Annotated in this window: 11 protein-coding genes; 4 read left to right on the forward strand and 7 right to left on the reverse strand. The window is 69.0% G+C overall.

Features of this window, described 5'->3' with window-relative positions; genetic code table 11:
• The first annotated feature begins 397 nt into the window (after positions 1-397).
• Positions 398-2,632: a DNA topoisomerase IV subunit A gene (gene parC, locus BIX52_RS10460; RefSeq protein WP_075221007.1), complete on the forward strand. Its 2,235-nt coding sequence runs from the start codon at positions 398-400 to the stop codon at positions 2,630-2,632.
• 23 nt (positions 2,633-2,655) lie between these two features.
• On the opposite strand, the gene BIX52_RS10465 is transcribed toward parC, so the two are convergent.
• The 7 genes from BIX52_RS10465 to BIX52_RS10495 form a co-directional block, all read right to left on the reverse strand.
• A complete protein-coding gene (locus tag BIX52_RS10465; RefSeq protein ID WP_075221008.1) occupies positions 2,656-3,387 on the reverse strand; it encodes a sulfotransferase family protein in 732 nt (243 codons plus the stop codon).
• 17 nt (positions 3,388-3,404) lie between these two features.
• On the reverse strand, positions 3,405-4,097 hold the full coding sequence (locus BIX52_RS10470) for a hypothetical protein (RefSeq protein WP_075221009.1): 693 nt from the start codon (positions 4,095-4,097) through the stop codon (positions 3,405-3,407).
• A 118-nt stretch (positions 4,098-4,215) separates the two neighbouring features.
• Positions 4,216-4,929 carry an arginyltransferase gene (locus BIX52_RS10475; RefSeq protein ID WP_075221200.1) on the reverse strand — a complete coding sequence of 238 codons (714 nt, stop codon included), beginning with the start codon at positions 4,927-4,929 and terminating at the stop codon, positions 4,216-4,218.
• Positions 4,930-5,180: 251 nt separating this feature from the next.
• Positions 5,181-6,986, reverse strand: coding sequence for an SLC13 family permease (locus BIX52_RS10480; RefSeq protein WP_075221010.1), 1,806 nt, complete (start codon positions 6,984-6,986; stop codon positions 5,181-5,183).
• A gap of 190 nt (positions 6,987-7,176) precedes the next feature.
• Positions 7,177-8,442, reverse strand: a complete 1,266-nt coding sequence (locus tag BIX52_RS10485; protein WP_075221201.1) for a threonine ammonia-lyase — start codon at positions 8,440-8,442, stop codon at positions 7,177-7,179.
• 7 nt (positions 8,443-8,449) lie between these two features.
• Positions 8,450-9,484, reverse strand: a complete 1,035-nt coding sequence (gene hemB, locus BIX52_RS10490) for a porphobilinogen synthase (protein WP_075221011.1) — start codon at positions 9,482-9,484, stop codon at positions 8,450-8,452.
• Between the two features lie 97 nt (positions 9,485-9,581).
• A complete protein-coding gene (locus BIX52_RS10495; protein WP_075221012.1) occupies positions 9,582-10,217 on the reverse strand; it encodes an isochorismatase family protein in 636 nt (211 codons plus the stop codon).
• A gap of 138 nt (positions 10,218-10,355) precedes the next feature.
• Between BIX52_RS10495 and BIX52_RS10500 the strand changes: the two genes are divergently transcribed.
• From BIX52_RS10500 to BIX52_RS10510, 3 genes are read left to right on the forward strand one after another with little or no spacing between them, the layout of a single operon-like run.
• Complete coding sequence (locus BIX52_RS10500) at positions 10,356-11,504, forward strand: acyl-CoA dehydrogenase family protein (RefSeq protein ID WP_075221013.1); 1,149 nt, start codon at positions 10,356-10,358, stop codon at positions 11,502-11,504.
• Entirely contained in the window at positions 11,501-12,562 is a 1,062-nt protein-coding gene (locus BIX52_RS10505; RefSeq protein WP_075221014.1) for an enoyl-CoA hydratase/isomerase family protein, read from the forward strand. Before BIX52_RS10500 ends, BIX52_RS10505 begins: the two co-directional genes overlap by 4 nt.
• Positions 12,552-13,652, forward strand: coding sequence for a DUF6163 family protein (locus tag BIX52_RS10510; protein WP_075221015.1), 1,101 nt, complete (start codon positions 12,552-12,554; stop codon positions 13,650-13,652). The genes BIX52_RS10505 and BIX52_RS10510 overlap by 11 nt, the downstream gene beginning before the upstream one ends.
• Positions 13,653-13,701 lie beyond the last annotated feature (49 nt).

Here is a 13,701-nt window from a genome sequence, read left to right on the forward strand (position 1 = left end):
CGCGATGTTCGCCTGTTCACGCGGCGGCGCCAGGAGGGCCATCGCGGCGTAGAAGGCGCGGCGCAGGGCGGGGGAGGTGGCAAGGTACATGATCACTGGTGGACACTCTGTTTCGTGGTTCGGCGTCGGTGCGGCGCCACGCCCTATGACATGGGCGATAGCGTTGTGGTTGTGCACCACGATGAGGCGATGGCTGCCTTTCTCCTGTGCATAGCGGGGCACGATGAGGCAGGCAGCACCGCGAGACCTGGCCTATCCTGCCGGAATTGCTGGCGCGGGTGTGGATCGCAGGGATGAACGCCCGCCGCCCCTGTGAGCGCGGCCGTGCAAGGTGTAGGACAGCGTCATGCTCGGCGCGCACCCTGCCGCCGATCCCGCGTTGTAACGAGGACCCGCGTTGAGCGACGACGACACACCCGTTGACCTGAAGGCGGCGCTGGAAGAGCGCTACCTCGCCTACGCGCTGTCGACGATCATGCACCGCGCGCTGCCGGATGTGCGCGACGGGATGAAGCCCGTGCACCGCCGCCTGCTGTTTGCCATGCGCCAACTGCGGCTCGACCCTGGACAGGCGTTCAAGAAGTCGGCCCGCGTGGTGGGCGACGTGATCGGCAAATATCACCCGCACGGCGACACGGCGGTGTACGACGCGCTGGTGCGTCTCGCCCAGGATTTTGCCGTGCGCTACCCGCTGGTGGACGGGCAAGGCAACTTCGGCACCGTGGATGGCGATAGCGCGGCGGCGATGCGTTATACCGAAGCGCGCATGACCGACGTCGCCCGCCTGCTGATGGACGGGCTGGACGAGGACGCGGTGGATTTCCGCGACACCTATGACGGGTCCGAGCGCGAGCCGGTGGTGCTGCCGGGCGGCTTTCCGAACCTCCTCGCCAACGGCTCGGCGGGCATCGCGGTCGGCATGGCGACGAACGTTCCGCCGCACAACGCGGCCGAGATCGCCGACGCGGCGCTGCACCTCATCAAGCACCCGAACGCCAAGCTGGAGACGATCTTCGACCCGGACAACGGCCCCATCAAAGGGCCGGACTTCCCGACCGGTGGCGTGATCGTGGAAAGCGCCGGGTCGATGGCGGAGGCCTATCGCACGGGACGCGGCGGCTTCCGCACCCGCGCGCGGTGGGAGACGGAGGACCTTGGGCGCGGCGTCTGGCAGATCGTCGTCACCGAGATCCCCTATCAGGTGCAGAAATCGCGGCTGATCGAGCGGATCGCCGAGCTGTTGGACCAGAAGAAGCTGCCGCTTTTGGCCGACGTGCGCGATGAGAGCGCCGAGGACATCCGCGTCGTCCTGGAGCCGCGCTCCAAGACGGTCGACGCTGCGCTTCTGATGGAGAGCCTCTTCCGCGTCACGGACCTGGAATCGCGCATCTCGCTCAACATGAACGTGCTCATGGGCGGGCAGGTGCCGCGGGTGATCGGCCTGATCGAGGCGATCCAGGCGTGGCTGAAGCACCTGAAGGAGGTGGCGGTGCGCCGGGCCACCCACCGGCTCGGCAAGGTCGTCCACCGGCTGGAGATTCTGGACGGTTTTCTGATCGTCTACCTCGACCTCGACCGGGTGATCGCGATCATCCGCTACAAGGACCACCCGAAGGAAGAGCTGATCAAGGCCTTCACGCTGTCGGATGTGCAGGCCGAGGCGATCCTGAACATGCGTCTGCGCTCGCTGCGTAAGCTGGAAGAGATGGAGATCCGCCAGGAGCACGAGAACCTCACCGCGGAGCGGGCCGAGCTGGAATCGCTGATCGGCTCGGACGAGCTGCAGTGGAAGAAGGTCGCCGGCTCCGTGCGCGAGGTGAAGAAGCTCTTCGGGCAGGACACCAAGCTCGGCAAGCGGCGGACCACCTTCGGCGAGGCGCCGAGCGCGATCTCGGCGGACATCGTGGCCGAAGCGATGATCGAGCGCGAGCCGATCACGGTGGTGCTGTCGGCGAAAGGCTGGGTGCGCGCGCTGAAGGGGCACACCGAGGAGTTCGACAAGCTCGCCTTCCGTCAGGACGACGAGATGGGCTCGTGGTTCCACGCCCAGACGACCGACAAGCTCCTGATCCTCACAACGGACGGGCGCGTCTATACGCTGGGCGCTGACAAGCTGCCTGGCGGGCGCGGCCATGGCGAGCCTCTGCGGCTGATCCTGGAGCTGCCGGGCGGGGTCGAGATCGCGTCCATGTTCGTCTACGAGCAGGGGTCGCAGTGGCTCATCGTCTCTCAGGTCGGGCGCGGCTTCATCGTGGTGGCGGATGATCTGATCGGCACCACCAAGCGGGGCCGTGCGGTGATGTCGCCGGCGGACAAGGACATCGCGATGGCCATCGTGCGGGCCGATGGCGACCATGTCGCGGTGATCGGCGAGAACCGCAAGCTGCTCGTCTTCCCGATCGAGCAGGTGCCGACTTTGGCGCGCGGGCGCGGCGTGCGGCTGCAGCGCTACAAGGACGGCGGCCTCAGCGACATCAAGACCTTCAAGGCGGCGGACGGGCTGACCTGGCGTGACACGGCCGGGCGCGAGCATCGCCGCACCATGGACGACCTCACGGATTGGCGGGGCGAGCGGGCTTCCGCCGGGCGGATGGCACCGCAGGGCGTGCCGCGGTCGAACAAGTTCGGCTGAGGCGCTGAACGGCCGGCGCGGCCTCAATAAGGGGCGTCGGCGCGGGCGGTGAGGTCGGCGAAAAACGCGGCGTCGTGGTGGCGGAAGGTCGAGACGTCGCGCTCGCCCGAGATGCCGCGGGCGGCCTGAACCTTCTCGACACCGTTGACGTAGGTGGCGGCCTTCACCCGCTTCGCGGCGCGCCGCAGTTGCGGTGCCAGCTCTCCCATGCCGTAGAGGTCCAGCACCTTGCGAGCCTCGGTGACGGGATCGTTCACCAGGTCCTCGTAGGCGATGAGGATGCGGCCCGCACGCTCCGGCGCGACCCAGCGGGCCATGAAGCCTCGATAGCGGGGCAGCATTTCCTCGGCATAGGCGCGGAAGGCGGCGGCGGTGTCGGTAGACCCGGCATCGCGCACCGTCATCTCGTATTGCGAGATCGTCGACGGCAGGAAGGCGCGGTACTGCACGACGAGGCCGACGCCCGCGGGCACCTCGGCCTTGAGGTCGAAGTCGTGCTGCTTGGACATGTGGATGAGGCCGGTGCGGCTGCAGGGGAAGCGGCCGCAGCAGGGCGCGTCCGGCCCGCGGCGGGGCACGTAGGCCTCGCAATAGCCGAACAGCGGGCCGAAGGTGCCCTGCAGCAGCCGCACCAGGAGATGATGGCCCGAGCGCGGCCAGCTTACATTGGCGACGTAGGGGAGCGGCGTGGCGGGGTAGTAGCCGGGCGCCTTGCGGGTGTGGAGGGCCGCGTTCTGGCGGATGCGGAAGATCATGGCTGGGGCGCGAGGGCTCAGGGCGTGTCCTCGCCCACTTTGGCGGCGAGGGTGCGGAAGAAGCCGGGATCGTAGAAGCGAAAAGCGGTGACGTCGCGCCGGTCGGCGATGCCGGCCCCCGACAGGCGTTGGGTCTTGCCGTTTTCGTAGCGCAGGGCGTCGATCGTGGTGATGACCTCCTCAATGCGTGCGGCGTAGTCCGGCGCGTCGAACAGGGCGAGCACGTCGCGCATGGCGGCGGCGGGATCGGCAGTGAAGTCCTCGTAGCGCAAGACGAGGCGGTTGGTGCGCGGGCTCGTCACCCACTTGTCGACGAAGCGGGAATAGAGGCCCGCCTGGGAGCGGGCGAAGGACTGGAAGCTTTCGGCCGTGTCGGTAACGGGTGAGCCGGTGGCGAGCGCCTGCTCGAAATGAGAGACGACGGACGGCACGAAGGCGCGGTATTGTACGATGAGGCGGTGGTGGCGCGGCAACTCGGCATCGAGGGTGAGGTCGTGCTGCTTGGTCATGTGGACGCGGCCGCGGCGCACACATGGAAAGGCTCCGCAGCAGGGCGTGTCCTCCTGGCGCCTCGGCCTATAATATTCGCAGTAGCCGAACAGGCCCTCGAAGGTTTCGAGCAGGATGCGCGATAGCAGCACATGGCCCGAGCGCGGCCAGCTGACGTTGGCGACGTAGGGCAGGCGGCGGGACGGGAAAAACCCAGGCACCCCTTTTTCCTCGCGCGGGACGTAGCGCGGCGGAGCCTTTTGAGAAGCCGGTCTCGCCTCGGAGACGGCGCGGCGGGGTGTCTCGGTCATCGAACCGTCGCGTTTGGGGCCGGGAAGATCAGGTGCGGACCCAACCTTTGGTGCTGAGGCGCTCTTGCGGCTGGAACCTCGTCTTATAGGCCATCTTGTCCGATCCATCGACCCAGTAGCCGAGGTAGACGTAAGGCAGGCCCATCGCCTTGGCGCGCACGAGGTGGTCAAGGATCATGAAGGTGCCGAGCGAGCCGTAGGGGCCTTCGGGTTCGTAGAAGGAATAGACCATCGACAGGCCGTCGGACAGGACGTCGGTCAAGGCGGAGGCGATGAGCGGGCCGCGGGTGCGTCCGCCCGGCTCGCGATATTCGAAGATGCGCGTGTCGACGTGGGTGTCTTCGACCATCATCGCGTAGTCGAGCACGGTCATATCGGCCATGCCGCCGTCGGCGTGGCGGGCGTCGAGATAGGCGCGGAAGACGCTGTATTGTTCCGACGAGGGGAGCGGCGGACGCTCGCGCCGTTCGAGGTGCGAATTGTCGCGCCAGACGCGCTTGAGGGAGCGGGTCCACTCGAACTCGTCGACGACGACGCGCACGGAGACGCAGGCGCGGCACCCCTCGCACGCCGGGCGATAGGCGATGTTCTGGGACCGGCGGAAGCCGCCTTGGGTGAGGACGTCGTTCAAGGCGTCGGCCCGGTCGCCGACGAGGTGGGTGAAGACTTTGCGCTCGAACCGCTCGGGCAGGTAGGGGCAGGGCGAGGGCGCGGTGAGGTAGAATTGCGGATGTTCGGACAGGCGGCGGACGGTGACGCGGCGGCGCGGCCGTGCCGGAACGTCCCGCTCGATATCGGCGGCGGCGTCCTGGTCGAATCTGTCGTTCGACTTCACCATGGGTCTAAGCGGGCCTCCGCACTACCGTTGGATCCGCCCGCATCATCGGCAAAGCGGTCCTCAACACGCGATCGTCCTGACACTGCCGTCTGCGTCCCCGAGGTGCGTGATCCGCGATGGCGCGGGATCGTCGCCGGAACGGGGCGCGGGCGGCATCAGATACCGTACCACCACGGACCGATGATCGTGAACGCGCCCCACAGTAGCAAGACGAGCGGACCGCCGGCGATGAGAAAATCCCGGTAACGATAATGGCCGGGTCCCATCACGAGAAGGTTCGTCTGATACGCCACGGGGGTCGCGAACGACGCATTGGCCGCAAGGATAACTGTGACGACGAAGGGTTCCGCCGGCAAGCCCAAGCTTGAGGCGATTCCGATGGCGATCGGCGTGAAGAGCACGGCCGCGGCATTGTTCGTCATGATGTTGGTGGTCAGCGCGATGAGGATGAAGAGCGCGGACATGACGACGGCGGGCGGCGCGCCGGAGAGGACGCCGAGCATGAGGTGGGCGATCTCGGCCGCGCCGCCGGTGGCGGTGAGCGCGGTGGACGAGGCGATGGCCGAGGCGATGAGCATGATGATGCGCCCGTCGATGACGCGGGCGGCCTGGCGCGTGTTGAGGCAGCGCGTGGCGAGCATCGCGAAGGCGCCCAGCATCGCCGCGGCGGCGATCGGCATGATTCCGCTCGCCGCAGCCGCGACCACGCAGAGGAAGATCGCGAGTGCCACGGGGGCGCGGCGGCGGGCCGGAACGTCGGCCGCGGTCCAGTCGATGAGGAGAACGTCGCGGTTGCCGCGCAGCTCCTCGATCGCCTTGCGCGGGCCGGCGAAGAGGAGGACGTCACCCGCCTCCATACGGATATCCACCATCGGCATGCGCGGCATGCGCGAGCGGCGCTCGATGGCGAGGACGATGCAGCCGACCTCGCCGCGGAAGCCGGACTGGGCGACGGTACGGCCGATGAGCCGCGAGCCGGGCGCGACGATCGCCTCGGCGAGGGTGACGACGCCGAGCGGCTTCTCGTCGGTCGTCTCGCCGGCCATGACGGCGCCCTTGTGGGAGAGGGCGCGCTCCAGAGCGGGGCGGGTGGCGGCGACGATGACGATGTCGCCGGGCTGCAGCTTGACCCCCTCGAAGGGCGGCAGGTGGGGCCGCTCGCCGCGCTGGACCAGCCGCACCGTCATGTCCTGAAGCTGGGGGAACATGCCGTGCTTGCTCTCGGCCCCCACGAGGGGATGGCCGGCGCGGATCGGGATCTCGGCGATGAACTGCTTGCCGCCCTGGGCGCGCATGGCCTCGGCCATGGTGCGCGTCTCACGCAGGAGGAGGGGCATGATGCCGAGGACGTAAGGCAGGCCGATGCCGGCCACCATCAGCGCGACGGGCGTGAAGGAGAAGAAGTCGAGGTCCACGGCACCGGCGTCGCGCGCGACGTTGGCGGCGAGGAGGTTGGTGGACGAGCCGATCAGCGTCGTCATGCCGCCGAGGATGGTGACGAAGGAGAGCGGCATGAGGAAGCGCGAACCGCTTGACTTCAGCGCCGAGGCGAGGGTGGCGATGATGGGGATGAACATCACCACCACGGGGGTGTTGTTGAGGAAGGCCGAGAGCGCGGCGATGGAGATGAAGGTGACGCAGATGCCGAGGGCGCCGTGTTTCACCACCCAGCCGACAAGGAGGTGGGCGGGGCGCTCCAACGCATCGGTATGGAAGAGGCCCTGACCGACGACGAGCAGGCAGACGATGGTGATGAGGCCGGAATTGGCGAAACCGGAGATGATTTCGTTGAGGCCGAACGGCTCATCGCGCGTCGGCAGGCCGATGACCGCGAACATGGCGATATACGCCGCGAGCACGCCGAGGCTGATGGCCTCGATGGAATAGCGCTCGGTGGCGTAGAGGATGGTGGACGCGGCGATGACGAGGATCGTCCCCATCATCGCGATATCGGCTTCCATCTATCGGGCGGCTCGCATCATGACTGTATCACCGGCGGTTTTGGCGCACGGGGCGCCCCTTCGTCAAAGGCTGCGTTGGGAAGATCCTTATCCGGCTGCGGATAAGGGCCGAGCGTTGCCGGGATGCGTCGTCGGAGGCGGCGCACCCCTGTGGGCAGGTTGAGGCGGGGGTGATCGGCGGCGCGCGGGGTCAGAAGCGACCGTCGATGGTTTCGGTGAGGCGGACGGTGAGGCCGGCCTCCTCGACAGCGGCGATCACGCGGGCGGTGTGGGCGTCGTCGCGGGTTTCGATGGTGAGGCGGATGCCGGTTTCGCGCGCGAGGTGGGTGAGGGCGAGGCGATTGTGGGTGACCTCGAGGATGTTGCCGCCCGCGCGCCCGACCGCGGACGTGATGCGGCCGAGGAGGCCGGGCTCGTCCGGATAGTCGGACTCGATGGCGATGATGCGTTTCTCGCGCGTCAGCTCGCGCACCATGATGGAGGCGGCCATGCGCGGGTCGATGTTGCCGCCGCACAGGACGAGGCCGACTGTCTTGCCGCGAAAGAGGTCCGGTTCGGCCAGCATGGCGGCGAGCCCGGCCGCGCCCGCGCCCTCGGCCATCGCCTTCTGCAGCGTCAGGTAGGCGTTGACGGCGCGTTCCAGGGTCGGCTCGTCCACCAGGATCACCCGTTCGACGAGGGCGGCGATGATGGGGAGGGTGAGCGCGCCGATGGACTTGACGGCGATGCCCTCGGCGATCGTCGACCCGCCGCAGTGGCCGGGCTCTCCCCGCAGCGCGGCGTAGGCGGAGGGGTAGAGTGCGGCTTCCACGCCGATGATGCGGATGTCGGGCTTGATCGCCTTGGCGGCGGTGGCGATGCCGGAGATGAGGCCGCCGCCGCCGATGGGGACGACGAGGATGTCGAGCTCCGGCACCTCGGCCAGCATCTCGAAGCCGATGGTGCCCTGGCCGCAGACGATGCGCGGATCGTCGTAGGGGTGGATGAGGAGGCGGCCCTCTTCGGCGGCGATCTCAGCGCAGCGGGTGGCGCTTTCGGCGATGGTTTCGCCGGCGAGGACGACGCGGGCGCCGTGGCCCTCGGTGGCGGCGACCTTCACGAAGGGGGTGCGCTCGGGCATGACGATGACCGAAGAGATGCCGAGGCGGCCGGCGTGGTAGGCGACGGCCTGGGCGTGGTTGCCGGCGGACATGGCGATGACGCCGGCGCGCCGCTCGTCCTCGGTCAGCGAGACGAGTTTGTTGTAGGCGCCGCGTTCCTTGAAGGAGGCGGTCGGCTGCAGGTTCTCGTACTTCACGAAGACGTTGGCGCCGGTCAGCTTGGACAGGCGCGGTGCGGCGAGGCAGGGGGTCTTGAGGGCGACGCCTTCGAGGCGGCGGGCCGCCTCGCGGATCGTGTCCGCGGTGATCGCCTCGGGACCGGGGGCGGGAGAGGGCGACGGCGCCGGAGCGTCCACGCGGGGCCTAACCGGCGGCGAGGCGGCGCGCCGCACGGGGCGCGTGGTAGGTGAGGATGCCGTCGGCCCCGGCGCGCTTGAAGGCCATGAGGCTTTCCATCATCGCCTTTTCGCCGTCGATCCAGCCGTTGGCGGCGGCGGCCTCGATCATCGCATACTCGCCGGACACCATGTAGGCGAAGGTGGGGACGGAGAAGCGTTCGCGCACCCGGCGTACGACGTCGAGGTAAGGCATGCCGGGCTTCACCATGACCATGTCGGCGGCTTCGGCGAGGTCGAGCTCGACTTCGCGCAGCGCCTCGTCGGTGTTGGCGGGGTCGAGTTGGTAGGTGCGCTTGTCGCCCTTCAGCGCGCCGGATGCGCCGACCGCGTCGCGGAAGGGGCCGTAGAAGGCGGAGGCGAACTTGGCGGCGTAGGCCATGATCAGGACGTTTTCGTGCCCCGCCTGGTCGAGCGCGGTGCGGATGGCGCCGATGCGCCCGTCCATCATGTCGGACGGGGCGATGATGTGGCAGCCGGCTTCGACCTGGGTGAGCGTCTGGCGGATGAGGGCTTCGACGGTGACGTCGTTGACGATCTCGTCGCCGACCATAATGCCGTCGTGGCCGTGGGAGGTGTAGGGGTCGAGGGCGACGTCGGTCATGATGCCGACGGAGGGGGCGCGGCGGGCGATTTCGCGGCAGGAGCGGCAGACGAGGTTGTCGCCGTTGTAGGCCTCGGTGCCGGCTTCGTCGCGCTTGTCCATCGTCGTGTAGGGGAAGAGGGCGATGGCGGGGATGCCGAGTTCGGCGGCTTCCTCGGCCGCGGCGCCGATCTCGTCAACCGACAGGCGGAAGACGCCGGGCATGGAGGGGATCGGCTCGCGGTGGGCGGTGCCTTCGGTGACGAACATCGGCCAGATGAGATCGTCCACCGTCAACGTGTTCTCGCGCACCAGGCGGCGCGACCAGTCTGCCCGGCGGGTGCGGCGCATGCGGCGGCCCTTGAGGACGCCTGCGACGTCCACGGGGTTGCCGGCAAGCGTGCGGTGGTCGATGTCCATCGGTGGTCTCCCTGTCGCGGCCGATCTTAGCGGATCGCAGGGCGCCGCGTAAACGAGACTTGCGTGGCGGCGCGACAGGGGCCGGACGGGGGCGTGGTCAGTGCGTGTTGCGGCCGCGCCATTCCTCGATCTGGCCGAGCACGGTGGCAAGGTCGGTCACGTCGACGTAGCGGCGGCCGATGTCGCGCAGGTTGTCGTGATGCGGGCCTTCCTCGATGTCGCCGACGCAGTCTTCCGGGACGATGGTCCGGTAGCGGTGGGAGAAGGAATCGATGGCGCTGGCGCGGATGCAGCCGGACGTGTTGCAGCCGGTGATGATGACGGTGTCGACGCGCTCCTTGGCGAAATAGTCGGCGACGCCGGTGCTGAAGAAGATCGACGGCCCCTTCTTGGTGACGGCGACATCATAGGCGGGGTCGTAGATGCGCGGGTCGATGGCGGTCGACGGGTGGTCGTGGCGGAAGGTGTCGCGCACGGCGGTGATCTTCCAGTGCGGCATCTCCCGCTCGTTGAGGTAGGAGGTGTTGCAGGTGGCGACGGGGATGCCGGCGGCGCGGGCCGTCTTCAGCAGCGTCGCCGTGTTTTCGAGGGCGCGCATCACGAGGGGCGCGCCGCCGAGGGGATATTGCGGGTCGGTGAAGCCGATCTGGAAATCGACGACGACGATTCCGGGCTTGTCGCCGAAGCCGACAGGGATCTCGCCGTAGCTGCGGTTGGCGTAATCGTCGCTCATGACTGTGTCGTTGCTCCGTTGCTTTCCTTTGGGAAAAGCAATTGGGATGCCATCCGGGCCGCGCGGTCAACGATGCGGCCCCGACGATCCGATTGACGGATGGGGCCGGGCCGCGCTTGGTGGACGGCGGGAGGACGTATGGATTTCGACCTGACTGAAGAGCAGGCTTCCATCAAGGACATGGCGGCCGATTTCGCACGCGAACAGATGGCGCCGTTCGCGGCCGACTGGGACCGTGACAACACCTTTCCCGTCGACGTGTTGCGGGCGGGGGCGGCGCTGGGCTTCGGCGGCATCGTCGTCGGCGAGGCGCACGGCGGCTCTGGCCTGACCCGGCTGGACGGCGCGATCATCTTCGAGGAGCTGTCGCGGGCGTGTCCGTCGACGGCGGCCTATATCTCGATCCACAACATGGTGGCGGCGCTGATCGACAGGTTCGGCAGCGCGGCGCAGAAGGCGGCCTATCTGCCGGACCTTTGCTCCATGGCGACCTTTTCCAGCTACTGCCTGACCGAGCCGGGCGCCGGGTCCGACGCCGCATCGCTGCGCACCAGGGCGGTGCGCGATGGCGACAGCTATGTGATCGACGGGGCGAAGGCGTTCATTTCCGGCGGCGGGCGGTCGGATCTCTACCTCGTCATGGCGCGGACGGGGGGCGAGGGGGCGGGCGGTATTTCGGCCTTCCTGGTGCCTGCCGGAACACCGGGCCTGTCCTTCGGCGCGCAAGAGCAGAAGCTCGGCTGGCACTCGCAGCCGACGGCGGCGGTGAGCTTCGACGGGGTGCGCGTTCCGGCGGAGAACCGGCTGGGCGCGGAGGGCGAGGGCTTCAAGATCGCCATGGCCGGGCTCGACGGGGGGCGGCTCAATATCGGCGCGTGCTCGCTGGGGGCGGCGGCCGAGGCGCTGACGCTGGCGGCGGCGTACATGAAGGAGCGGCGCCAGTTCGGCAAACCGCTGGAGGCCTTCCAGGCACTGCAGTTCCGCCTCGCGGACATGGCGACAGGGCTGGAGGCGGCGCGGCTCCTCCTCCACAAGGCGGCGTCGGCGGTGGACCGCGGCGCGCCAGATGCGACGGCGCTGGCGGCAATGGCGAAGCGTCTCGCGACGGACACCGGGTTCCAGATCGTCAACGATGCCCTTCAGCTTCATGGCGGGTACGGTTATTTGCGGGATTATCCGCTGGAGCGGCTGCTGCGCGATCTGCGCGTTCACCAGATTTTGGAAGGCACCAACGAGATCATGCGCCTCATCATTGCCCGCCACATGCTGAAGGCCTCGAACGGATGAGCGATATCCTGTTCGAGACGGTCGGCCGCACCGGCCTCGTGACGCTGAACCGCCCGAAGGCGCTGAACGCCTTGACCGAGCCGATGATGGCCGCCCTCGGCGAGGCGCTGGACGAGTGGGCGCGGGACGACCGTGTCGAGCGGGTGGCGGTACGCGGCGACGGGCCGAAGGCGTTCTGCGCGGGTGGCGACATCCGCTCCGTCTACGAGCGGCGGGCGGGGTCGATCGACTTCTTCGCCACCGAGTATCGGACCAACCACCGCATCGCGACCTTTCCGAAGCCCTATGTCGCGCTGATCCACGGGGTGTGCATGGGGGGCGGCGTCGGCCTTTCCGCTCACGGGCCGATCCGCGTGGCGAACGAGACGTTGACCTTCGCGATGCCGGAGACGGCGATCGGCCTGTTCCCGGACGTCGGCGCGACGCATCTGTTGTCACGCATGGAGGACGAGGCGGGGATGTGGCTGGGGCTGACCGGGCACCGCATCAAGCTCGCCGAGGCGGTGGCCGCGGGATATGTGACGCATCCGGTGGAGGGATCGCTGGATGCGGTGCTGGACCGGGTTGCGCACGCGCGAACGCTGGAGCCGGCGCTGGACGAGATGACGGTGGAGACCGACCCGATGCCGGCCGAGACGCGCAAGGTTATGGCGAAGGCGTTCGGCGCGCCCACGCTGGCGGCGGTGATGGAGCGATTGGCGGACATGAGCGCCGACGACGAGTTCGCCAAGGTGGCGTTCGACGAAATGGCGCTCAGGTCGCCGACCTCGATGGCGGTGACGTTCGAGCAGATCCGCCGCGCGGCCGATCTCGACCCAGCGGGTGTGCTGGAGATGGACTTTGCCATCGTCTCGCGCATTCTCGACGGGCACGACCTTTATGAAGGGATCCGCGCCGTGCTGATCGACAAGGACAATGCGCCGAAGTGGGATCCGGCGGAGATCGACAAGGTGGAGAAGAGCGCGGTGGCGGCGCATTTCGTGACCGGACCGCATGGGCGGCTCGGTCTCGGTGAGACGAAGAGCGCGGGCGGGAGGGGGGCGGTGCATGCCTCCTGAGGACCCGCGCGATCCGGGCGGCAAAGGCCCGTCCAACCCGTCGCCCCCCGCCAAGGCGCGGACGCCCGCGAAGGCGCCGCCGAAGGCGAAGGCGCCGAGCAACGATGCCGGATCGGCCGAGGACCGGCCGCGCGGCCTGATGCGATCCACCGCCAAGGCACCGGAGGGCGGGACACCCGGCGGTGCCGCGAAGGACGGCGCGGCGGGCGCAGGAACATCCGGCGCAGGTGGGGCGGCCGGCGGTGCGCCGCGGACGGCGGCACCGCGCGCGGCGGAGGCGGGCGCACCGCGGCAGGCGCTGGCGCTTCCGGCCCCCGGCGGGGCGGCTCCCGCAGGCGCCGCGACGGCGCCGCGAACGCCTGCGAAGACCACCGCACCGAAGGCAGCCTCCGGCAGCGCCGCGGCACAGCAGCAGGCACAGCAGCCGGAGCCGAAAGGGGCGCCGGGACGCACCCAGCTTCCGGCGCGGATCGACGATCAGGCCGCGTCGGCCGAGGCGAAGGCTCAGCTTCCGGCCAAGGCGGGTGTCGGTGCGGGCGCGGGTGCGGGCACGGGGGACGCGCGCGCCGCTCCGGCGCGCCCTGCGGCTCGTGCGGCAGGCAAGCCCGCGCGAGAGACGCGGCCGCCGCGCCGTACCGTTTCGCGCACGGCGCCGCTGTCGCTGGCGGCCATTCACGCGGCGATGGCGGGGCACAAGGAGGGCCGCGACCGGCTCGGCATCCTCACCGATCTCGTTGTGCGGGTGAGCGCGGTGGCCTGGCTCATCGGCGCCGTCGTCGTGTGGACCACGCTCATCGGCTACCAGTCGGCGGCGATCGAGGCGAGCTGGCATTCGCCGAGCGGGCCGTGGATCTCGACCTCGGTCGCAGCGGTGGTGATGCCGGTGATCTCCGTCGGGCTGTGGCTGGCGGGATCGTGGGGCGTCGTCCTGTGGGGCAGCGCCGTGCTGGCGGCGCTGGTGTTCACAATCATTGCGCCGGGCTCGGTGCCGTTCGGGCCGGTGGCGCTGGCGGCCAACATCGTCGCCTTGGCGCTGGCGGCCGGGCTCGTGTGCTTCAGGGCGTGGAGCGAGCGGGACGCGCACGCCTGACGGCGCAGCGGGCAAGCGGAACCATCAGAAAAGGACGGTGCCTCGGGCG

This window comes from Acuticoccus yangtzensis (genome assembly GCF_001927245.1).
In the GTDB taxonomy this organism is placed as follows: domain Bacteria; phylum Pseudomonadota; class Alphaproteobacteria; order Rhizobiales; family Amorphaceae; genus Acuticoccus; species Acuticoccus yangtzensis.